The organism is Pseudoxanthomonas mexicana (assembly GCF_001556105.1).
Lineage (GTDB): Bacteria > Pseudomonadota > Gammaproteobacteria > Xanthomonadales > Xanthomonadaceae > Pseudoxanthomonas_A > Pseudoxanthomonas_A mexicana_A.
On record NZ_LSIF01000089.1, the window covers coordinates 1 to 22,300 of the forward strand.

Here is a 22,300-nt window from a genome sequence, read left to right on the forward strand (position 1 = left end):
CCCCACCCCTCTCCCCCGCTCGCGGGGGAGAGGGGGCGTTCAAGGCATGGACGCCGACAGACCCCGCGCACTACCCTGCCGCATCCTCGGAGGGAAACCGCTCATGGCCATCGCGTACTGGTGCATCCTGCTCACCGCCCTGCTGCCTTACCTGTGGGTCTTCATCGCCAAGACCTCGGGCGAGCGCTTCAACAACCGCAACCCGCGCGCGTGGATGGCCAAGCAGGAAGGCAATTACAAGGTGCAGCGCGCCAATGCCGCGCACCTCAACGGCTTCGAAGCGTTTCCTGCGTTCGTCGCCGGCGTGCTGATGGCGCAGCTGGCCGGCGTGCCGGCGGACACCATCACCCCGCTCGCCATCGCCTTCACCGTCGCGCGCGTGCTGCACGGCATTTTCTACCTGGCCGACAAGCAATCGCTGCGCAGCCTCGTCTGGCTGCTCGGCATGCTGTGCGCGGTGGCGCTGATGGTGCTGGCGGCGATGCGCATCGGCTGACGTCGCCTGTCTGCATGTGGATGTGGGAGCGACGTAAGTCGCGATGAAGCGTTACCGGTGGCCCATCGCGACTTACGTCGCTCCCACAGCCGAATTCACCCCGACAAGCAATCGCTGCGGGACTCAGCGCAGATCGGCTTCCCACCCGAACAACGCGTATGCCTTGAGGAACTCCGCATCCAGTGGCGCCACCGCCTCGATGCGTTCGCCGGTCAGCGGATGCGGGAACGACAGTCGCACCGCGTGCAGCAGCATGCGGTGCACGCCCTGCATGCGGAAGTGGCGGTTGTGGCGGCCGTCGCCGTGGCTGGTATCGCCGATCAGGTGATGGAAGGCGTGCTTCAGGTGGCGGCGGATCTGGCGGAAACGGCCCGTCTCCGGCTGGCAACGCAGCAACGCATAGCGTGAGGTCTCGAAGTCGCCCGATGGCACCGGCAGTTCACCGGTCGCCAGCCGCACGAAGCGCGTCAGCGCGGTCTTCTTCTCCGGCTTGCCGGGGCCGCCATCGATCGGATGGTCGACGGTGAAATCCGGCTCCGGCCAGCCACGGCAGACCGCCAGGTAGTCCTTCTCCACCTCGCGCGACATCAGCACCTTGCCCAGGGTCGACGCGCTGTCGCGGTCGAAGGCCACCAGCAGGCAGCCGCTGGTGGCGCGATCCAGTCGATGGATCAGGAAGATCGGCTTGCCGAACTGCACGCGCAGGCGGTCGGCGACGAAGTCGGTTTCGCCCCGCGCCAGCTTGCTGTCGTGCGCCATCACGCCCGCCGGCTTGTTGACCACGGCGATCTGCGCATCGGCATACAGCACGGGCAATGCACTGTCGTCGTCGGTGGTTTCAACGTGGTCCATGAATCAACCTGTCCTGTAAATCTGCGAAACTCGGGGTTCGCCGCATGCGATGGACGCCCGCGGCCCTGATGGAGGATCGTGGATGAAGTCACCCCGTTTCATTGTCGCACTCGGACTGGCCATCACGCTGGCGCTGGGTCACCCCGTCGCGTTGCAGGCGCAGACCGCGCTGCCGAAGGGTGTCGCGGCCGGCCCCAGCATCGAAGGCATCAGCGAGTACACCCTGGCCAACGGGCTGCGCGTGCTGCTGTTCCCCGACGCCACCAAGCCCACCGTCACGGTGAACCTGGTCTACCAGGTGGGCTCGGTGCACGAGAACTACGGCGAGACCGGCATGGCGCACCTGCTGGAGCACCTGCTGTTCAAGGGCACGCCCACGCAGTCCGACATCAGCGGCGAGATGAAGAAGCGCGGCATCGACTTCAACGCCACCACCGGGCTGGACCGCACCAACTACTTCGCCTCGTTCCCGGCCAACACCGACACCCTGGAGTGGGTACTGAAGATGGAAGCCGACCGCATGGTCCACTCGAACGTCGCCAAGAAGGACCTCGACAGCGAGATGACCGTGGTGCGCAACGAACTGGAGGCCGGCGAGAACAACCCCGGCGGCGTGCTGTTCCAGCGGATCCGCTCCACCGCCTTCCTCTGGCACAACTACGGCAACACCACCATCGGCGCGCGCAGCGACGTGGAAGGCGTGCCGATCGACAAGCTGCAGGCGTTCTACCGCCAGTGGTACCAGCCGGACAACGCCACGCTGATAGTCGCCGGCCGTGTCGACACCGCCGATGTGCTGGCGCGCATCGCGCGCCACTTCGGCGCGGTGAAGAAGCCGACGCGCCCGTTGCCGCGCTTCTATACCCAGGAGCCCGCACAGGACGGCGAGCGCGAGGTCACCGTGCGTCGCGTCGGCAACCTGCGGCTGGTCGCGGCCGCGTACCACGTGCCCGCCGTCGCACATGCCGACAACGCGCCGCTGAGCGTGCTCGCGAACGTCCTGGGCTACACGCCGGGCGGCCGACTGCACAAGGCGCTGGTCGAGGGCAAGCTGGCCGCCGGCAGCGGCGCCAACAGCGAATCGATGCGCGACCCTGGCCTGCTGACCGCCGTGGCCGTCATCCCGAACGACGGCGATGCGAAGAAGACCGAAGCCGAACTGCTGAAGCAGGTCGAGCAGATCGCGACGCAGCCGATCACGCAGCAGGAAGTGGACGAAGCCAGGCAGCGCATCGGCAACGCCTACGACCTGTACTTCACCGACGTCAACGCAGTGGGCATGGGCCTGTCGGAATTCCAGTCCGCCGGCGACTGGCGCCTGCTGTTCACCAGCCGCGATGCGATCGAGAAGGTCACCGCCGCCGACGTCAACCGCGTCGCGGCCGCCTACCTGAAGTCCAGCAACCGCACGCTGGGCCGCTTCATTCCCAGCGAAACGCCGGACCGCGTGGAGATTCCCGCCGCGCCCGCCGTCGCCACGCTGGTGGACGGCTACACCGGCCGCGCCGCCGTCACGGCGGGTGAGCAGTTCGATCCGTCGCCGCAGAACATCGAATCGCGCACGCAGACCTTCACGCTGGGCAGGGCGCTGCGCGTGTCGCTGCTGCCGAAGAAGACGCGCGGCGGCACGGTGATCGTCGACGCCAACTTCCGCTTCGCCGACGAAGCCGCGCTGACCGGTCGCGAAGGCGCCGCCGGCATGGCCGGTGCGATGCTGATGCGCGGCAGCACGACGATGACGCGCACGCAGATCGACCAGCGCCTGGAGCAGCTGAAGACGCAGGGCACCATCAGCGGCAGCCTGCAGGGAGCGGCCATCGGCCTGCAGACGCGACGCGAGCACCTCGCCGACGCGCTGGCGCTGGCCGCCGACGTGCTGCGCCATCCGGCATTCCCGCAGGACGAATTCGAGCAGCTGCGCGTGCAGGCGCTGACCAGCATGGAGGCCTCGCGGCAGGAGCCCGGTGCGATCGCCGGCCGCGCGCTGGCGCAGTACTTCGATCCGTGGCCGGTCGGCCATCCGCTGCGCAACCGCACGCTGGATGAATCGCTGGCGATGATGAAGGCGCTCAAGCTGGACGACGTGCGCGCGTTCCATCGCGATCTCTACGGCACGTCCGAGGGCGAGATCGCCATCGTCGGCGACTTCGACCCGGTCGCCGTGCGCGCGCAGCTGGAGCAGCTGTTCGCCGGCTGGCAGGCCGGCAAGCCGTATGCGTCCATCGATACGCGCTACACGGCGGTCGCGGCCAAGCAGCAACGGTTCGAAACGCCCGACAAACCCAACGCCGTGCTGCTGGCGCGGCAGAACCTGTCGCTGCGGGTGACCGACGCGGACTATCCCGCGATGATCGTCGCCAACCGCATCTTCGGTGGCGGCGCACTGAAGTCGCGCCTCGGCGATCGCATCCGCCAGCAGGAAGGCCTCAGCTACGGCGTCTCCAGCGGCATCCGCGCCGACGACAGCCGCGGCGGCAAGGACGATGCCGGCAGCTTCAGCATCCAGGCCATCGCCGCGCCCGAGAACATGGCCAAGGTCGAAGCGCTGGTGCGCGAGGAGCTGGACAAGCTGCTGAAGGACGGCATCACCGCCGACGAACTGAAGGACGCCGTCGCCGGCACGCTGACCGAGCGCCAGCAGGCGCGCGCCGAGGACGGCACCATCGCCGGCATGCTCACCGACCAGCTGTACTTCGGCCGCACCATGCAGTTCACCAGCGACCTGGACGCGAAGTACGCGGCGCTGACCCGCGACCAGGTCAACGCCGCCATCCGCAAGACCCTGAAACCCGACGCGCTGAGCGTGTTCGTGGCCGGCGATTTCGCCAAGGCAGCGAGCACGCCGGCACCGGAGGCGAAGCCATGACTACGAATCCCGATCCGAAGCAGGAGGCGGCCCTCGCCCGCTGGCAGAAGATCCGCGAGCAGGGACCGCTGCGCTTCATCGTGTACCGCGGCATGCTCGGCTGGGGCCTCACCACCGCGGTGCTGTGGTGCGGGTTGATGATGGTGTTCACCGACAGGGAGTTCATTCCGCTGCTGATCGCCGCGCTGATCGGCTTCCCCATCGGCGGCTTGGTCTGGGGTGGCGCGATGTGGTTCATGGCGGAGAAACGGCGCGAGCGAGCGGACCCCTGACGACGCGCACGGACGAAGGTTCGCTGCATCAACGACGGTTCCGCGAGGGGCCGTCGTTGTTTCCGGATTCGGATGCCGATGTGTCGCGCTCGCCCCCTCACCCCGCCCCTCTCCCCCGCGAGCGGAGGAGAGGGGGCGACGTCCGATGCAGCGCAGGCATGCCGGTGGCCTGCACGTTCGCGTGCATCACCGCCATCCGCAGGCACGTGGAACGTAGCGCTTCACTGTGTGACGAAGCGACGCATCTCGCACGGCGCCACGGAGCAGCCCCTCTTCCCCGCCCGCGGGGGAGAGGGTTGGGGTGAAGGGGGCCAACGGCGCCGAGTCATCACCATGTTCTGACACATCGAGGGTGCGCCACCCTTGGCAACCGCGACCTATCGCGCTTCCATCAGCCTTGATGGCATTCCGAGACCCATCGCGGTCACACAGGGCCGCGTGCGCAAGGCGTGAAGCTCCATCCACGGCGCTCCGGGCGCTATCCCGAACCTCCCGCCTCACGGCAAGCGCAGCGTCACCACCAGCGGGAAGTGGTCCGACGGATAGCGGCCGCTCCAGCGTGTCGTCACCGAGGTGATCGAGTCCAGCTGCACGCCACGCACGAAGATCCAGTCGATGCGCTTGTCGGCCTGACCGGTGAACCCGTGGAACGTGGCATCGCTGCCGTCCGCACGCGGCGCGCTCGCCCACGCATCCTGCAGCGTGCGCGCGAGCACGGCATGCACGTCGCTATCCGGCGTGGTGTTGAAATCGCCGGTCAGCACCACCGGCACGTCCGCGGGCAGCGTGGCCAGGCGTTGCGCGATGGCCTCCACGCCTTTCACGCGCGCGGCTTCGTCCTGCTCGCGGTACGGCAGGTGCGTGTTGAACAGGTAGAAACGCTTACCGTCGCTCCGGCGCTCGAACAGCGCCCACGTCACCATGCGCGGGTACAGGTGGTGCCAGGTGATGCTGCCCGGCACCTCCGGCGTATCGGACAGCCAGAAGTCGCCAGACTCGATGACCGTCAGCCGGTCCTTCCGGTAGAACACGCCCATGCGTTCACCGCTGCCGTCAGCCTCGCGTCCGCGGCCGAACCAGGCGTACTGCGGCAGCGCTTGGGCGAGATACTCCGCCTGCGTCTTCACCAGTTCCTGCATGCCGATCACGTCCGGCAGCTGCTCGCGCAGCATGCGCACCGCCAGCGGCTTGCGTGTTTCCCAGTAATCGACGCCATCGCTCTCGGCAGGCAGGCGGATGTTGAAGCTCATGATGCGCAGTGCGGTATCGGCGGCGATGGCCGGCATGGCGGTGGCGGCCAGGATCGTCCCGATCAGGAGGGAGCGCAGCAGGTTCATGGCGGTTCCCGGACTCGAATCGCACCAGTATAGGAACTGCGGTAACGTCGCGCTCCATCGGGGATAGAGGAGCTGCACCATGCAAGGAATGAAGCGTATCGCCGTCCGTGTCGTGTGGCTGCTGTCCGCTCTCGCATCTGCGCCCCTGGCATTCGCGCAGGACGACACGCCGCCGCCGATGGACGATGCACAGATCGCCAAAGCGCTCCTGGATGCCGAAACAACCGGGCGCGCGATCTACCTGCATGACCAGGCGGCGGCCGTCGCTTCCGATGCCGTGACCACACTCAAGGCATTCCGGCAGGACGGCAAGCAGGGACGACTCGGTGGATGGATCACCCAGCAGCGCGATGCAGGCATCGTGGTCACCTTCCTGAGCAGCGAGTCCGAACCGCGTGCGCGCTACCGCGTGACGGTGGGAAGCGAGGGTCGGGTCGTCGGCGACATCGAGGCATTGGCCGAACCCGCCACACTGACGCCCCAGGAACTCGGTGCCGCGCACGCGCGCAACACGGTCGCCAACGCGGAGTTCGCCGCCTGTTCGCGCAGCTACAACACGGTGGTGCTTGCCGATCCCCGCGAGGGCGGCGGCTGGATCGCCTACCTGCTGCCGGGGACGACGAAACACGGCATCGTGCCGATCGGCGGCAGCTACCGCCTCGATCTGGATGCCAGCGGAGAAAGGATCCTGAAGCAGCGCGGCTTCACGCGCAGCTGCATCGTGCTGGAGAGTCCGCGTGGCCGGAAAGACATGGAGACCGTGGCCATGATGATCACGCACTTGCTCGATCCCGTGCCCACAGAGGTACACGTATTCTGGAGCCGTTGGGCACGCACCCCAATGTTTGTGGTCACCTCAATGGGCAATTGGGTCATTGAAGACGGCGGCATCACGCTGACGGATCGCAGGGAGAAGGAGGCGCCATGACGGTGACGATATACCCGAGAGCACTGTGCGCCCTGCTGCTGGTGACGGCGGCATGCGCCTCGGCGGCTCCGCCTACGCCACCGACACCCGCAACGCGCGCCGATACGGCAGTCGTTTGTGTGGTCCAGCGCCTGAAGCCTTTCGTCAGCCCCTACGGCATCCGGCAGGCATGGCCGGTGATGGCGTCGCCGCCAACCGAGTTGCTGCACACTCTCGGCTTGCCCTTGTCGGACATGGGACATATCTCTGACGGCTACCAGCAGTTCCTGCATGTCGACGTGCAGGCGCGCGCGGTCTACGTGGTGGAACAAGGCGGCTTTGCCGGTACGACGAAAGTGTTCGGACCGCTGCCGCTGCCACGCTGCACGACCATGCCAACAGCACTGGCGACGCACTGATCCCACCTTGCAGGTACGACGGCGCATCGACCCTGGACGGCATATGCAGAAGACACGCGACAGTCACTGGATCAGACGCAACACGACGATAGACGATCTTTTGGACGATGGCGTCGAGAACGACAGCGACGTGAACATCTTCAGCGAGGGCGCACCGCCCCAGACCGGCCCTGCGGCCGACGTCATCCAGCAACGGCGCATCGCGTACACCGACGAACAGCGCGTGCGCGCGGCATCCTCCGCTCACCGGGCCATGCGCGGATCGAGAAGTTTCTGGGGCGCGGCCACCGGCGGCGCGTGCATCTTCGTAGGCACGTTGCTCATCCTGTATCCAGTCGCCATGTGGGTCTCGCACCCCGGCATGAAGCTGGCCTGGCCGGTAATGGAGTGGGTAAGCCGGGAGGGATCCATCCTCTATGGCGCGGTGCTGGTACTGTTCGGCGGTGCATTGGCAGCGTTCTCGCTGTTCGTACCGCGGTCACCCCCCTGATTCCAGCATCGCCGTCCATCAACTGTCCATGCGAGCCATGCACGTGATGCGAGGAGAGTATTCGCTCCACAGACCCATCCGGAATCCGACCGCATGAAGACCATCCTGCGCAGCCTGCTGGCCATCGCATTGGCGATCGCGGCGATCCCGCTGGTGAACCTCGCCGGCAGCGAACTGGCCGCGCTGCTCGAGCTCCCGCCCGGTGGCCATGCGCGCCTGGGCTACGACCTGCTGTGGGTCTTCCTGGCAGGACTCGCGGGCAGCACGTTGATGGTTGGGATAGCGGCCGTGGCGAAGACCGCGCACGCATGGGCGATCTTCGCGATCTATCTGGCGCTGGATGTGTACGTCACCGTGGTGGCGTGGGACGACTTCCCACGCTGGTTCACGCTGGCCTGCCTGCTGACCTTGCCGCTGCAGGTGTGGCTGGGCTGGTGGCTGGCGTGGGGCCGCAAGCGCGCCTGAGCGCGCACGAACGGATCAGCGTCGCGGCCACGCCGCCAGCAACGCCCACAGCCCGCCGATGCCGGCGATCCACGCCGCTGCGGGCACGTCGAACAGGCTCGGCCCGCCCGCTTCGAGCGCGTATAGCACGGCGGCGACGATCAGCAGGCCGACGCCGAGGATCGCGGCGACCACGCGCCGCTGCATACCCTTCATCGTCAGCGCGAGGTCGGCGAGGTCCTTCGACCGCAGCGCCAGTTCGTGCCGGCCTTCGACCTGCTGGCTGAGCCACGCGTGGACCAGCCGCGGCATGTCCGGCGCATGCGTCATGATTTCCGGCAGACGCTTGCGGAATTCCTGCGCGGCGCGCTGCGGGCTGTAGCGCTCCAGCAGGATGCGCTCCAGCACCGGCCGCGCCACCGCCCAGATGTCGATCTGCGGATCGAGCTGGCGGCCCACGCCTTCGATGTTGAGCAGGGTCTTCTGCAGCAGGATCAGCTGCGGCTGCAGCGTCAGCTCGTAGCGCTGCGCGGTGCGGAACAGTTTGGCGAGCACTTCCGCGAGCGAGATTTCGCTGAGCGGGCGGGTGAAATACGGCTCGCACACCGCGCGCGCGGCCGCTTCCAGTTCGTCGATACGGATGTGCGACGGCATCCAGCCGGCCTGCACGTGCAGTTCGGCGATGCGGCGGTAGTCGCGGTTGAAGATCGCCATGAAGTTCTCGGCGAGCCAGTACTGGTCGTCGCGCGAGAGCTGGCCCATGATGCCGAAGTCCAGCGCGATGAAGCGTGGGTCGGTCTTTCGTTCCGGATCGACCCAGATGTTGCCGGCGTGCGCGTCCGCATGGAAGAAGTTGTCGCGGAACACCTGCTGGTAGAACACGCGCACGCCCTTGGCGGCGAGCGCCTTGCGGTCGATGCCGGCGGCGTCGAGCGCGGCGATGTCGTCGGACGGGATGCCGCGCACGCGCTCCATCGTCATCGCGCGTTCGGCGGTGTGCGACCAGATCACCTCGGGCACGTACAGGTCCGGCGAATCCAGCCAGTTGCGCCGCAGCAGGCTGGCGTTGCCGGCCTCGCGCTGCAGGTCCAGCTCGGCAGCCAGCGTGTTCTCGATCTCGGCGACGATCTCGCGCGGACGGATCTTGTCGGCGTTCGGATGCGCGCGCTCGACGATGGCCGCGATGCTTTCCAGCAACGCGATGTCGCCGGCGATCTGCTTGCGGATGTCGGGGCGCAGCACCTTGACCACGACCTCGCGCCCGCCGGGCAGCGTGGCCGCGTGCACCTGCGCGATGGAGGCGGACGCGAGCGGCGTCGTGTCGAACTGCTCGAACGCCTCGTGGATCGGTCGGCCGAGTTCCTGCTCCACCAGCGCGCGTGCGACATCGCCGTCGAACGGCGCGACGCGGTCCTGCAGCAGGGTCAGTTCTTCGGCGATGTCGGGTGGAATCAGGTCGCGCCGGGTTGACAGGATCTGCCCGAACTTGACGAAGATCGGGCCCAGTTCCTGCAGCGCCAGGCGCAGGCGCGCACCGCGCGGCTGCGCGGCGATCTCGGCCGAGGCACGCGGCACGAACGGGCGACCCAGCCGCAGCCAGCGCTCGACCGGCGTGCCGTCGAGCAGGTCGTCGAGGCGATAACGCAGCAACACACGGCCGATGCGGCTGGCCCGCAACACCGACTTCATGCGCGGTGCTCCACGCGTGCGGCCAGGCGGCCGACACGCACGGCCATGCGCTCGACGTCGTCGCGGATCGCATCGACGTCGTCGTGGAAGGCGTTGAGTTCGTCGCGGCCGACGACGTCGCGCGACTCTTCGGTGACGTACTCGGCAGCGCTTTCGGCGACGTTGCCGGCGGCAGTGCGGGCCTGCTGCAGGCCACCGCGCACGGCGTTGGCGACCTGCACGCCGATCACGTCGCCGAACACGCGGGTGAACGGCAGCGACCAGTCGGGATCGAAGCGGGTGGCAAGGGTCTGCAGGCGGCGCGCGAGGTCGGCGTCGCCGGACACCTTGACCTTGCCCACGGGTGTCGCGTGGTCGCGACGGAAGAACGGCAGTTGCCCGAGCAGGCCGCCCAGCGTGCTGCGCACGGCGAGGTCGGCTTCCAGCACTTCGCTGGCCGGCTCCACCTGCAGGCGACCGCCACCGACCATGATGTCCATCGCCAGCGGCGGTGCATCGACCTTCAACTGGATGCGACGACCTTCCAGCGGCAGCAGGGCCGCAGCGGTGTCGGGATCAAGCGCAAGCGCCTGGTTGAGTGCGGCTTCCAGCGCGCGGCCGGCGAGCGGCTTGAGGGCATCGAACGGAGACAGGTCCATGTCGCCATTCTAGCGGCAAAGCCTTCGGGCCCCGCCCGCCCTTCTGCCTGCATCGTGCGGGCTCGGGGCGGGCTCGACGGCGTCCTGCCGTCCCGGCGGGGAGAGAGGGTGAAGCGTCAGATGCGTTTGCCGCGCAGCAACGAGATGATCGCCAGGATCACGAAGACGACGAACAGCACCCACGCGATGTTGGTGGCGGCGCCCGCGATGCCGCTGAAGCCCAGCACGGCCGCGACAAGGGCGATGACGAAGAAGATGACGGCGTAGCGCAGCATGGAAACTCCCTTTGGCATGTGGCCAGTGGTGCAGCCGGTAGTGGCGTGGGCCATGCTGGAATGCCGGGAGTCACGGCCGCGTGAGCATGCGCGGCGCGCATACGGAATCGCTTAAGCGTCGTGAGCCATGCGTGAAGGTGGATCAGACCGGGTGCTGCCGCAGCCAGGCACGCAACCGCTCGAAACCCTCGTCCATCGACACGCCCGGCACGTAGCCGAAGTCGCGACGTGCCGGCGCCATGTCGTACCAGTGCGCGGTGCTGAGCTGCTCGGCGAGGAAACGCGTCATCGGCGGCTCGCCCTTCAGCGGCAGCACGGTCCACAGCGTCTCGCACACGGCACCGATGCGGTAGGCGGCGGCGAACGACAGCTGCTTGTCGGCGCGCGGCGCACCCGCCGTCTCCAGCAGCGCATTGAGCAGCTTGCGCATCGGCCACGGCTCGCCGTTGGAGATGAAGTAGGCCTTGCCGGCACAGGCCGCGCCCGGCGCAAGATGGTCGAACGCATCGAAATGCGCCTGCGCGGCATTGTCGATGTAGGTGGTGTCGACATGGTTCTCGCCGCTGCCGACGATGCGCAGGCGGCCGGCGCGTGCACGCGATACCAGCCGCGGCAGGATCTGGTGGTCACCGGGGCCCCAGATCAGGCGCGGGCGCAGCGCCACCGTCGCCAGGGTGGCGTCGTTGGCCGCGAGCACCGCCTTCTCCGCGATCATCTTGGTGGTGGCATAAGGCGCCTTGAAGCCCTCGCCGTACGGCACGTCGGCCGCGCTGCCGCCTTCGACCGGATGCGTCGCGCGGTGCGTCACGCTGGGCGTGGAGGTGTAGACGAGACGACCGATGCCATGCGCGCGGCACGCGTCCAGCACGTTCTGCGTACCGACGACGTTGGCGTCGTGGTAGCTCTTGTAGCTGCCCCAGGCACCGGCCTTGGCCGCGTTGTGGAAGACCGCGTCCACGCCAGCCGCGGCATGCATCACCGCATGCCCGTCGGCCAGGTTGCCCTGCACCTGGCCGACACCAAGGTCGCGCAGCACCGGGTAGTTCCCGCGGTTGAAGCTGATGACCTCATGCCCGCGCTCGACCAGCCCACGGCACAGCGCCTGTCCCAGGAAACCACCGCCGCCGGTGACGAGAATCTTCATGTTGCGGGTTCCTCAGGAAAGCGATGACGAAGTGGGCATGCGCAGCGTCAGCAGGCCACGCGCGAAGAAGCGATGCTGGCGCTCGATCCGCGCCATCTCCTCGCCCGGCAGCGCGTGCACGGCACGGCCGATCAGGTCGCGGAGCAGTGCGCATTCGGCAGCCTCAAGCACCGTGGTGGCGTAATCGTTGAAGCACACGCCGGTGCCGAGGTCGAGGCTGCGCACCAGCGGGCTGGTCGCCACTTCGAGCGCGTCGAAGGCAGGCGCCGCCGGGGCCGCTTCATCCAGCGACGCCAGCGCCTGCGCGAGATCGGCGCCGAAGTTCGTCATCGACCAGGTGGCCGCGATCATGGCGCGACCACGGGCGCAGGCGCGTCGCGTTTCGTCGGGCGCCGCCAGGTCCTGTGCGATCCGCTCGGCCACCGCGCGATAGGCGCGCAGGTCCGGCCCCTGTCCGGGCACCGGCGCCATGCCGGCGGTTTCCAGCACGTGGATGCCGTGCACCGCCGGCAGCAGGTGACGGTTGTTGCCGGCGCCATTCGTGTAGACCGGACAGCCCTGGTACACCGATTCCAACGGGTAGAAACCCAAGGGCTCGGGGAAGCGGTTGTAGGCCAGGGCGAAGCGGCAGGCGCGCATGACCTGCACGACCGCACGCTGCGTGAGGTGCGGCAGCGGCACGAAGAAATCCGCGCACCGGAAACCGGTGCCGGCGAGCATCCCATCGAGCGCGGCGCATCGCTCCTGGCTGAGCGATGCATCGGAGATCAGCAGCATCACGCGCGCGGTGCCGGTCTCCCTTGCGCGCACGTTCAACCAGTAGAGGATGGCGACGGTGGCGACCAGGTCCTGCTTGTCGTGCTGCAGGGCGTGGCCCAACACCGCCTTGTCGGCCAGCTGCAATACACCGGCGGGAACCTCTGCGCCCTGCGCGAAACCGGGATGGCCATCAGGCGCTTCCACGCACGGCACCGGCAGGCGCACGTCGCGCGTGGCGCTGAAGCCGCCGGGATTCAGCAGGCGCCGCCGCGCCCAGTCGGGCAGGGCGAACAGCGCGCGCAGCACGTCCGCCTGATAGGGCGAATTACCCAGGTGCAGGTCGATGGCGGGGTTGGTCAGCCAGTTGCCGGTGCCGTAGACCAGGCCGTGGTACAGCACGACGTTGCGCGCGGCATGCGTCCGGTCCGGCGGCAGCACCAGCGTGCCGGCACCGTCGTACAACGCGATGTCGGCGCGCGGACGACCGGCGTGGCGTGCGTATTCCGTCGCCAGGGCGAACGGCAGCATGGCCTCTTCGGTATCGCCGCCCGCCATGGGTGGCTGGAAGCCGTCCACCTGCATCCCGCGCGCTTCCAGCAGCGGCCGGACGGCGTCGTTGACGTAGCCCACCGATCCCAGGAACGGCGGGCCGCCGGTGCGCGACAGGAACAGGCTGACCGTGTCCGTCATCGGTGCGACCCGTCGGCGAGCTGCGAGGCCGCCCACACGGCCAGCTTCTCGCGGCCGATCTTGGCGTTGTGGCGGATGTCGACGGGAAATCCGGGGTGCGGCAGGTAGGCGACGATGCGCGCGGTGTGCGGGTGGCGTGCGGCGATAGCGCGCAGCTCGGCTTCGATGCGCGCCGGATCGGCGGTGACGCCGGGCTGCAGTTCGTAGCACAGCACGGGCGATTGGCGACCTGCATCGCCAACGCCGACCAGCGCGGTGCGACGGATCTGCGCATGCGTGTTGAACACGGGCTCGACCTGCTCGGTGTAGAGCGGACCGTCGGCGGTCTCGACGCGCTGCGTCTTGCGGCCGCAGAACCACAGCCGGCCTTCGCCATCGAACCAGCCGACGTCGCCCATGCGGTGCACGATGCGCTCGCTGCCGTCGGCCTGCGCTTCGCGGATCTTGGCGATGCGGGTGGCGGCATCGCGGCGGAAATAGGTGTCGGTGGCGGTGGGGCCGGCGACGGTGATCTCGCCCACTTCGCCATCAGGCAACATCTCGACGTCGGCCCAGTCGGCGATGGCGTCATCGATGATGCGGATGATGCGGACCTCGTTCGGCGGCACCGCGCGACCGACGCAGGTACCGGCGCCGGCTTCGGTCGCGGCGCGCGTGGCTTCCAGCTCGCGTCCTTCGATGACGGCGACCGGCAGGCATTCGGTGGCACCGTACGGCGTCCAGAACTGTCCGGTCTCCGGCAGCAGCGTGCGGATCTTCGCCACCACGTCCGGGGGCACCGGCGCGCCAGCCGACGTCACGCGCTGCACGCTCGGCAGCGGCTGGCCGTGGTCGGCGAGCACCTTCATCAACGCGGGCGAGCCGAACAGCTGGGTGACGCCGAAGCGTGCGATGGCCGCGTGCAGCTTGTTCGGGTCGGCGCTGGCCGGTCGCGTGGGATCCATGTCGGGGATCACCGACGTCAGCCCCAGTGCGGGATCGAACAGCGCGAACGGCGGGAACGTCGGCAGGTCGACACCGCCGGGCTGCATGCCGAAGGCGCTGCGCAGCAGTTCGATCTGCGCGACGAAGTGGCGGTGGCGATACACCACGCCCTTCGGCACGCCGGTGGAGCCGCTGGTGAAGAGGATGCCCGCGACATCGTCCGGCGAGGTGCCCACCAGCTGCGCTCCTGCGCCGGTGCCGCGCGCTTCGATCTTCGCCAGCGTGGTGCCGCCCCAGGCCCAGCGCGTGCCGACGGTGACGATCTTCGTCGCCGACCTGGCCCAGCCCAGCACGCAGCGCGCGACCTGCGCCAGCGGTATGCCGATGAAGGCATCGGGTTCGGCCTCGTCCAGACACTGCTTCAGCGCGCGACGGTCGATGCCGGGATCGACCAGCACCGGCACGGCGCCCGCCTTGAACAGCGCGAACATCAGCAGGAAGAACTCCGGCGTGGGCCGCACCATCACCACGGTGCGCGTGCCGCGGCCGATGCCGTAGGCGCCGAGGCCGGCGGCGATGGCGTCGCTGCGCGCATCCAGCTGCGCGTAGGTGAGCTCGCGGGTGTAACGGCCGGCGCGGTCGGGACAGCGCATGGCCACGCGGTCGGGCTGGTCGCGGGCCAGTCGCGGAAGACTGGCGGCGATGTTGCACGGATCGGTCATGCGGCCATTGTCGCCGCTGGACGGTACTTGCGTCAGCCGCCGGCGTTGGCAGAATGCGCGTCCCGCCCGCGCCCTGCCGCCAGCCAACCGCCGATGCATCCCTGCCTGACCTGCGGCGCCTGCTGCGCCCACTTCCGCGTCAGCTTCCACTGGAGCGAGGCGGACCCCGACCAGGGCGGCGTGGTGCCGATCGAGCTGACCGAGCCGCTGCGCGTGCACGAGCGCGTGATGCGCGGCACCTCGCAGAAGAGCCCGTGGTGCGTGGCGCTGGACGCCGACATCGGCCGCTACAGCCGCTGCACGATCCACGACCGGCGCCCGTCGGTGTGCGCACTGGTACCAGCATCGCTCGAATTCGGCGAACGCAGCGCGCAGTGCGACAAGGCACGGCTGGCGCATGGCCTGCCGCTGCTGGTGGACGCGGACTGGGTCGGCGTGATCGAGGCCGAGAAGAATCCGTTGCCAGAGCTTTGACCCTTCTCCCCTTGCGGGAGAAGGTGGCGCGAAACGCCGGATGAGGGGAGGCGAGTGCAGCGGGCGCTTGGCAGCCCGCAATCAGAGGCAAGAGCGCCCCTCATCCGCGCCCGTATCAAGTCCGGGGCAGGCTTTTGGCACCTTCTCCCCGCTGTCGCAGGGAGAAGGAATCAGGTCAATGGATGACGGTCGAGGAAGTCGCGGATCAGCGGCACCAGGATCTCGTGCTTGTCTTCCAGCACGTAGTGGCCGGCATCCTCGTACGCGTGCACGTCGGCATTGGGCAGCGCGGCGCGGAAGCCATCGAGGAAGTGCCTGTCGAACACGAAGTCCTTCAGGCCCCAGCCGAGGAACGCAGGCCGGTCGGCGAACGACGGCAACGCCTTGCCGGCAGCGTCGAGCAACGGCCACGCCTTGTCCTGCGGACCCAGCGGGATGTCCTGCATGAAGCGGATCGTCGAGATGCGGTTCGCCCAGGTGTCGTACGGCGACACGTAGGCGCGGCGCACGTCGGCCGGCATGCGGCGCTCCACGCCGATCCACGAGGCGCCGGCGGAGAACGCATTGAAGCCGCGGATGATCCACTCGCCGATGGTCCAGTCGCGGCCGAGGCCGATCTGCCACGGCATCGCCTTCGCGGCGGGCATCGGGAACGCGGCGGTGTTGGTGACCACTAGGCGCTTCACCTGTGCGGCGTGCGACAGCGCCCAGCCGAAGCCGATCATGCCGCCCCAGTCGTGCACGGCCAGCGTGACCGGACCGGTGATGCCGAGATGCGTCAGCAGCGCGGCGACGTCGTCCACGCGCGACTGCAGGGTGTACTCGTAGCGGCGGTCGTCCGGCTTGTCGGACAGCCCCATGCCGATGTGGTCGGGCACGATGCAACGGTACTTGTCCGACAGGCCTGCCACCAACGTGCGCCAGTAATAGCTCCACGACGGATTGCCATGCAGCATCACCACCACCTCGCCATCGCGCGGACCTTCGTCGAGGTAGTTCATCGACAGGCCCGGACGGACCTCGAAACGCTTCGGATGGGAGGGATAGCCGGGAAGGTTCACGTACGGTCCTTTCATTTCAATAGCGGTAGCTGTCCGCCCTGCTCGTCGCGCAGAACTTCTGCTCGGCGGATCATCTGTTGCACCTCAGGCACCGCGTGGACATGCAGCAGTTCCACGTCGGGATGCGCGTTAGCGAACACACGGAAGATTTCATCTGCAAATGCCTGGCCTACACCCGCGACCTCGGCGAAATCCAGCACGACATGTCGGAAGTTCTCCACGCGCTGCAACAGTCGCTTCGCCTGGGAGCGTGACACCAGATTCTCGTCACCGACCTTGGCCAATCGCACCGGCACGACAGTACGTGCGAATGCGTAGTCGTCCGGACCACTTGAATATTGGTCGAATACGGACTCGACCGTACGCATCGAGTCCGTGGCGACCTGCATGACCACCTGAGTGCCCGCTATCTCTTGTGAATCGTCCAGCAGATCCAAGTCGTACTTGGCATCGTGATCGAAGATCAGGCTGCCGGATTCGATTCGGTAGACATCGAACATACGCGACGTAAAGAAGATCCCCTCCCCGCTGTGACGTTGGGGATCCGTGGTCAACTTGCCTTTCGAGAGCTCCAGCAAGGCCAGTCGCTCATCCGGCAAATCGAGCGCCCGCGTGATCTTGCGGAAAATGCCGATGCCGTTGTCTGCCACGGCAAATCGCAAGCAGCCGGCGCTGCATTCCATCCATACGGACACCGTGCGGGCTTCGGAATGGTCCACCGCGTTGTTCACCATCTCGGTAATGCCGTGATGTGCGATGTCCAACACGTTGCGGGGAAGATTCGCCAGCAGCGGCAGCAGGTCCGCATACCAGACCCGGTCCTCGGCCAAGCCCTCGCGCGCATAGTTACGCGTGAACCGCCTGTTCTCCCCTAACGCGTACGTGGGACGGGTACTGCCCTGCTTCACCAGGTAGCCGCCGGCCACCAAGGCCCGAACCTGCATGCTCACCCGGGAAGGGCTAAGCCCCAGCTGGGCCGCCACCATGGCGACCAGATCCCGCGGATGCTCAGCCACCGCCTTTAGCAGGGCGGTGTCGATTTCAGGAGAACGGTCAGGTCTGGCCATGCCGGATTCTAGAATTAAAGCGTCCTATTCGCGAATTATTCGTCTTGAATTCACGAATTTTCACCGCAAACGGGCAGATTGCCGCATTTGGATCCAGTCGCAGCGTTGGCGATGAGTGCCCCATCGCCAGCCGGAGGACGACAAAGGCCGGCAGCGCACACTGCCGACCTCGCGAGGATAGCTGCAGGCGGCCAGCGTTACGCCGGCGGGCGAACTACCACTCCACCTCGGCCATCGTGCAGTTCAGGCCCGAGCCGATGCCGAGCAGGGCGATGCGGTCGCCCTTCTTCAGCTTGCCCAGTTCCTTGAGCTTGCTCAGCACGATCGGCACGCTGGCCGGACCGATGTTGCCGTGCTCGGTGAAGATGGTCATGACCTTCTTCGGGTCGATGCCGAAGGACTTCACGAACGCCTGCGTGTGCGGGCGGCTGACCTGGTGGATGACGAACTGGTCCAGCTCGTCCACCGCCCAGCCCAGCGCGACCTTGGCGGCAGCGAAGGTCTTGGTGGCCAGCTTCATGCCCTCGATCAGCAGCATGCGGGTGTCGGTGACCATGCGGTCCAGGTTGCCGCGGCAGAGCTTGTTCCACTCGGTCGCCGAACGGGTCACGCCACCCTTGTAGCGCGGGGCTTCCGGCGCCAGCGCGCGGCGCGTCAGCACCATCGCCACGGCACCGCAGCCCAACGTGAGGGCCGCCAGTTCGTCACGGAACTGCTGCTCGGTGACGTCGTGTGCGTTGAGGCGCTCGATGGTCTTCTCGTAGACCAGGTTGGCGGTCTCGCCATCGACGACCAGCGCGTAGTCGATCTCGTCGCGCTCCAGCATGCGGGCGGCGATGTCCATGCCGTTGATGAAGGCGAGGCAGGCATTGGTGACGTCGAAGGTCTGGCATTCATCGCCGACCCCCAGGTTGCCGCAGACGATGCTGGCCGTGGACGGTTCCAGGTAGTCGCGGCTGACCGAGGTATTGACCACCAGGCCGATCTTGTCGGCACCGATACCGGCATCTTCCAGCGCCTTCCTGGCGGCCATCGTCGCGGCATCGGAAGCCTGCACGTCGGCGTCCCACAGGCGGCGGGCATGCACGCCGGCCACGTCGTTCAGCACGTCGGTCTTGATGCCCAGGCGGTCGAGCGTGGGCTGCAGCCGGGCGTTGATTTCGGCGGAGGTCAGCGTGTGCGGCGCATCGATATGCGCCAGTCCCGCGATGGAGACATTCTGGAAGAGCATCGAGGTTAGCGCCAAGGCTCAGGCAAAGGGGCCGACAAGGGTAACGGCTTACCGCCTTCACCGCACCTTTACGAGCGGGCAGGGCCGGTGACACCCCGCCTCAACCGTGACTCAGGTCACATTTATCGGCCGCAGCGATAGGCGGCGAAGCGTTGCTCGCCGTTGGCCGGATCGCCCAGCGGTTGCAGGGTATCGGCCTGTACACCGGGCGCTTCGTTGCGGGCGAGGGTTTCCAGCTCGTCGCGGACACGCAGGGCATTCCGTTCGTAAAAGGCCACGCTGCCCTGGACCTTCACGGTCACCTCGCTGCGCTTCTCGCATCCGGAAGGCGCGGCGCCCGCCGGCAGCACGCGGACGTCCCGCGCCTCGGGCGCCAGATGCACCCAGGTGCAGGCCGACAACAGGAGGGGAGAAGCGACGGCAAGAAGAGCGAGACGCATCGGGGGTCACCTTGGAATGTGAGTCGGGGCCATTCTGGCCTATAGCGGATGAATCGATCCGGGCCCTGTGCCGCCCCTCCGGGGAGGGGCGGACACCGCGTCACGCCCCAGCGTCATCGCTGGGGCGCGTCGCGTGGCGCGGCTTACTTCTTGATCTTGCCATCGGCATCCAGCTCGACCGCCTCGCCCAACTGCAGCGCGCGGACCGACTCGCCCACCTTGGACAGGTCCCCCACCACCACCCAGGTCAGTGCGGATGGCGACAGCGTGCCGGCGGCCTTGGCCACGTCGGCGGCGCCGATGGCCTCATTGCGGGCCTTGTACTGGACGATGTAATCGTCCGGCCGGCCATAGCGCTGGTTGGACGCGATCTGGGTCAGCACCGCCGAGGCGGTTTCGTAGGCACCCGGAAGTTCCAGCGTGTTGGCCGCGCGGATCTTGGTGATCTCCCCGGGCGTGGCCGGCGCCTGGCCGGTGGCGAACTGGCTGATCTCCTTCTGCAGTTCCTTCATCGAATCGGCCGTGCGGTCGCTCTGCACCGCCGCGCTGGCCCACCACGGGCGCTGGCCCAGGCTGTTGCGCGCGCCGCTGTAGGAGCCGTAGGCCCAGTGCTTGTCCTCGCGCAGGTTCGAATTCAGGCGCGAGGTGAACTGGCCGCCCAGCACGCCGTTGGCGAAGTCGAAATCGATGGTGCCGGCATCGCCGGTCGGCGGGACCAGCTGCGCGGCATAGACGTTCGACTGGATGGCGCCGGGCTGGTCGATCAGGAACACGCGCGGCTTGGTGGCATTGGCCACCTGGGGGACGGCCGCCAGTTTCGGCGCGTTCGGCGCGGCCTTCCAGTCGCCCAGGCGGGCTTCCAGCAGCGGCACGATCTCGGCCAGCGTGGTGTCGCCGACGACGGTGATGCGGGCCTGCGCCGGCTGCAGCCAATCGCGGTGGAAAGCGACCAGGTCGTCACGCGTCAGCGAGGCGATGGAGGCTTCGGTGCCCGAGCCGGTGAACGGAATCGCGTACGGGTGGCCGGTGCCATACAGCAGCGGCGGCAGCGTGCGCAGCGCGGCGGTCTGCGGACGCGCCTTCTCCTGCTTGATGCCGGCGATCCAGGTGGCGCGCACACGCTCCACTTCGCCCGGAGCGAACGTCGGACGACGCAGCACGTCCGCCAGCAGGTCCAGCGACGGCGCCAGCTTGTCGGTCAATGCCGACAGGCCGACCGAGGCCGAGTCCAGCCCGGCGCCGGTCGTCAGTTCCGCGCCCAGCGCTTCCTTGCGGGCGGCCAGGTCGAGCGCGCTGTACGTGCCGGCCCCCTCGTCCATCATCTGCAGCGCGAAGCTGGCAGTGCCCAGCTTCTTGCCGACGTCGGCGGCATAACCACCGGGGAATTCCACGTTGAACTGCACCACCGGCGTTTCATGGCGCTCGGCCAGCGCGACCTGCATGCCGTTGGACAGCGTGGCGCGCTGCACGGCGGGAAACTTCAGGTCAGGGAAGCTGCTGGTCTTCGGCACGCCCGCGCTGCGGTCGACATCGCTGGCCACGGCCTTGAACTTCGGGTCCACCTTCGGCGTCGCCGCCGGCGCAGTGGCCGGTGCCGCGAAGACGGTTTCCGGCAGCGCCGAAGCAGGGGTTTCGCTGGGCTGCACGAGGATGGTGTGCGATCCGCCGCTCAGCCACTTCTTGGCCGCGGCCTGCACCTCGGCGGGCGTGGCGCTGGCGTAAATGGCCAGGTCTTCCTTGTAGCAGTCGGGCTTGCCCTGGTAGATGGCGCACGAGGCCAGCACGTCGGACTTGCCGCCGAAACCGCCGATGCGCTCGATGCCGCGCACGAAACCAGCCACGCCGGACACCCGCGCGCGCTCCAGTTCCTCGGCGCTCGGACCCTGCGTGATCAGGCGCTTGAGTTCCTCGTCCAACACGGCTTCGACCTTGGCCGGGTCGACGCCTTCCTTGACCGTCGACATCAGGAAGAAGGTGCCGCTGATTTCGCTGCTCCACTGGTAGGCGCTCGCCTGGTCAGCGACCTTGTCGCCGTGCACCAACCGGGTGTCGAAGCGCGAGGCCGCGCTGCCGCCGAGCACCTGTGCGAACAGGTCGAGCAGGGTGGCGTCCTTCGTGCCCATCTCGGCCACCGGCCAGGCGCGGTAGACGCGCACCTGCGGGACGCGGTCCGGGATGGTCTCGCGGGTGTCCATGGCGTGCGTCGGGATGTTGGCCTTCATGTCCGCCAGCGTGGCGCTGGCCGGGATGTCGCCGAAGTAGCGGGTCACCTTCTGCTTGGCGGTCGCGACATCGATGTCGCCGGCCAGCACCAGCACGGCGTTGTTGGGGCCATACCAGCTGCGGAACCAGGTCTTCACGTCGTCCAGCGTGGCGGCGTCGAGATCGGCCATCGAGCCGATGGTCTGCCAGCTGTACGGATGCCCGGCCGGATACAGCGCCTCGAACATGCGCGCGCTGATGCGGCGGCCGTAGGGCTGGTTCTCGCCCTGGCGCTTCTCGTTCTGCACCACGCCGCGCTGCTCGTCGAGCGCCTTCTGGTCGATCGCGCCGAGCAGGTGGCCCATGCGGTCGGATTCCATCCACAGCGCCATGTCGAGCGCGGTGGTCGGCACGTTCTGGAAGTAGTTGGTGCGGTCCTGGTTGGTGGTGCCGTTCTGGTCGGTGGCGCCCACCAGCTCGAACGGAGTGAAGAACTCGCCGTCGTGGTTTTCGCTGCCCTGGAACATCAGGTGTTCGAACAGGTGCGCGAAGCCGGTGCGGCCCGGGGTCTCGTTCTTGCTGCCCACGTGGTACCAGAGGTTGACCGCCACGATCGGCGCCTTGCGGTCGGTGTGCACGATCACCCGCAGCCCGTTCGGCAGGGTGAATTCCTCGTAGGGGATCACGATGTCCGCGCCGGCGGCCGGCTTCGCATACGTCGGGGCCGGCGCGTACGCCAGGCCTCCGAGGGCGGCGGACAGGGCAACGGCAAGCAGGGCGGCACGGGGCCGGCGGGAAAGGGACATGGACACTCCTTTGACTACTGAATGGGCCTGCAGAACCGCCGATGCTAGCCGCCGCCCGCGGTCATTACACTAGGCCACAAGCCATGACCAACGGC

21 protein-coding genes are annotated in these 22,300 nt (G+C 67.8%); 8 read left to right on the plus strand and 13 right to left on the minus strand.

What is annotated here, in order from left to right; all coding sequences use genetic code 11:
* The first annotated feature begins 103 nt into the window (after positions 1–103).
* The gene (locus tag AX730_RS15495; protein WP_062358041.1) at positions 104–496 is read left to right on the plus strand and encodes an MAPEG family protein; all 393 of its coding nucleotides are present in this window, start codon (positions 104–106) and stop codon (positions 494–496) included.
* Between the two features lie 123 nt (positions 497–619).
* Here the strand turns inward: AX730_RS15495 and AX730_RS15500 are convergent, their stop codons facing one another.
* Positions 620–1,348, minus strand: coding sequence for a pseudouridine synthase (locus AX730_RS15500; RefSeq protein ID WP_062358043.1), 729 nt, complete (start codon positions 1,346–1,348; stop codon positions 620–622).
* An 82-nt stretch (positions 1,349–1,430) separates the two neighbouring features.
* On the opposite strand from AX730_RS15500, the gene AX730_RS15505 reads away from it, so the two are divergent.
* Positions 1,431–4,214: a M16 family metallopeptidase gene (locus AX730_RS15505; RefSeq protein ID WP_062358045.1), complete on the plus strand. Its 2,784-nt coding sequence runs from the start codon at positions 1,431–1,433 to the stop codon at positions 4,212–4,214.
* Complete coding sequence (locus AX730_RS15510) at positions 4,211–4,486, plus strand: hypothetical protein (protein WP_062358047.1); 276 nt, start codon at positions 4,211–4,213, stop codon at positions 4,484–4,486. Before AX730_RS15505 ends, AX730_RS15510 begins: the two co-directional genes overlap by 4 nt.
* A 497-nt stretch (positions 4,487–4,983) precedes the next feature.
* Here AX730_RS15510 and AX730_RS15515 read toward each other — a convergent pair whose 3' ends face one another.
* Entirely contained in the window at positions 4,984–5,823 is an 840-nt protein-coding gene (locus AX730_RS15515; protein WP_062358049.1) for an endonuclease/exonuclease/phosphatase family protein, read from the minus strand.
* 79 nt (positions 5,824–5,902) lie between these two features.
* On the opposite strand from AX730_RS15515, the gene AX730_RS15520 reads away from it, so the two are divergent.
* From AX730_RS15520 to AX730_RS15535, 4 genes are all read left to right on the plus strand, one after another.
* Positions 5,903–6,751, plus strand: a complete 849-nt coding sequence (locus AX730_RS15520; RefSeq protein ID WP_157074290.1) for a hypothetical protein — start codon at positions 5,903–5,905, stop codon at positions 6,749–6,751.
* Positions 6,748–7,149: a hypothetical protein gene (locus AX730_RS15525; RefSeq protein WP_157074291.1), complete on the plus strand. Its 402-nt coding sequence runs from the start codon at positions 6,748–6,750 to the stop codon at positions 7,147–7,149. The genes AX730_RS15520 and AX730_RS15525 overlap by 4 nt, the downstream gene beginning before the upstream one ends.
* A gap of 43 nt (positions 7,150–7,192) precedes the next feature.
* A complete protein-coding gene (locus tag AX730_RS15530) occupies positions 7,193–7,639 on the plus strand; it encodes a hypothetical protein (protein ID WP_062358054.1) in 447 nt (148 codons plus the stop codon).
* A 93-nt stretch (positions 7,640–7,732) separates the two neighbouring features.
* Complete coding sequence (locus AX730_RS15535; RefSeq protein WP_062358056.1) at positions 7,733–8,104, plus strand: hypothetical protein; 372 nt, start codon at positions 7,733–7,735, stop codon at positions 8,102–8,104.
* A gap of 15 nt (positions 8,105–8,119) precedes the next feature.
* Here AX730_RS15535 and ubiB read toward each other — a convergent pair whose 3' ends face one another.
* From ubiB to oleC, 6 genes are all read right to left on the minus strand, one after another.
* On the minus strand, positions 8,120–9,772 hold the full coding sequence (gene ubiB, locus AX730_RS15540; protein WP_062358058.1) for a ubiquinone biosynthesis regulatory protein kinase UbiB: 1,653 nt from the start codon (positions 9,770–9,772) through the stop codon (positions 8,120–8,122).
* Positions 9,769–10,410 carry a ubiquinone biosynthesis accessory factor UbiJ gene (locus AX730_RS15545; RefSeq protein WP_062358060.1) on the minus strand — a complete coding sequence of 214 codons (642 nt, stop codon included), beginning with the start codon at positions 10,408–10,410 and terminating at the stop codon, positions 9,769–9,771. The genes ubiB and AX730_RS15545 overlap by 4 nt, the downstream gene beginning before the upstream one ends.
* Positions 10,411–10,526: 116 nt before the next feature.
* Positions 10,527–10,685, minus strand: coding sequence for a DUF1328 domain-containing protein (locus AX730_RS18565; RefSeq protein WP_083537975.1), 159 nt, complete (start codon positions 10,683–10,685; stop codon positions 10,527–10,529).
* A 142-nt stretch (positions 10,686–10,827) separates the two neighbouring features.
* Positions 10,828–11,829 carry a 2-alkyl-3-oxoalkanoate reductase gene (oleD, locus tag AX730_RS15550; protein WP_062358061.1) on the minus strand — a complete coding sequence of 334 codons (1,002 nt, stop codon included), beginning with the start codon at positions 11,827–11,829 and terminating at the stop codon, positions 10,828–10,830.
* Between the two features lie 12 nt (positions 11,830–11,841).
* Positions 11,842–13,278 (minus strand): hypothetical protein, encoded by a 1,437-nt coding sequence (locus tag AX730_RS15555; RefSeq protein ID WP_157074292.1) that lies wholly within the window; start codon positions 13,276–13,278, stop codon positions 11,842–11,844.
* Positions 13,275–14,924, minus strand: coding sequence for an olefin beta-lactone synthetase (oleC, locus tag AX730_RS15560; RefSeq protein WP_062358065.1), 1,650 nt, complete (start codon positions 14,922–14,924; stop codon positions 13,275–13,277). The genes AX730_RS15555 and oleC overlap by 4 nt, the downstream gene beginning before the upstream one ends.
* Positions 14,925–15,017: 93 nt before the next feature.
* On the opposite strand from oleC, the gene AX730_RS15565 reads away from it, so the two are divergent.
* Positions 15,018–15,398, plus strand: coding sequence for a YkgJ family cysteine cluster protein (locus AX730_RS15565; RefSeq protein ID WP_062358067.1), 381 nt, complete (start codon positions 15,018–15,020; stop codon positions 15,396–15,398).
* A 170-nt stretch (positions 15,399–15,568) separates the two neighbouring features.
* Here the strand turns inward: AX730_RS15565 and AX730_RS15570 are convergent, their stop codons facing one another.
* The 5 genes from AX730_RS15570 to AX730_RS15590 form a co-directional block, all read right to left on the minus strand.
* Complete coding sequence (locus AX730_RS15570) at positions 15,569–16,474, minus strand: alpha/beta fold hydrolase (RefSeq protein WP_083537977.1); 906 nt, start codon at positions 16,472–16,474, stop codon at positions 15,569–15,571.
* A complete protein-coding gene (locus AX730_RS15575) occupies positions 16,471–17,526 on the minus strand; it encodes an STAS-like domain-containing protein (RefSeq protein ID WP_062358069.1) in 1,056 nt (351 codons plus the stop codon). The genes AX730_RS15570 and AX730_RS15575 overlap by 4 nt, the downstream gene beginning before the upstream one ends.
* 214 nt (positions 17,527–17,740) lie before the next feature.
* Positions 17,741–18,757, minus strand: coding sequence for a 3-oxoacyl-ACP synthase III (locus AX730_RS15580; RefSeq protein WP_062358071.1), 1,017 nt, complete (start codon positions 18,755–18,757; stop codon positions 17,741–17,743).
* A 122-nt stretch (positions 18,758–18,879) separates the two neighbouring features.
* Positions 18,880–19,197: a DUF4156 domain-containing protein gene (locus AX730_RS15585; protein ID WP_062358073.1), complete on the minus strand. Its 318-nt coding sequence runs from the start codon at positions 19,195–19,197 to the stop codon at positions 18,880–18,882.
* Between the two features lie 143 nt (positions 19,198–19,340).
* Complete coding sequence (locus AX730_RS15590) at positions 19,341–22,205, minus strand: M16 family metallopeptidase (protein ID WP_062358074.1); 2,865 nt, start codon at positions 22,203–22,205, stop codon at positions 19,341–19,343.
* Between the last annotated feature and the right edge of the window lie 95 nt (positions 22,206–22,300).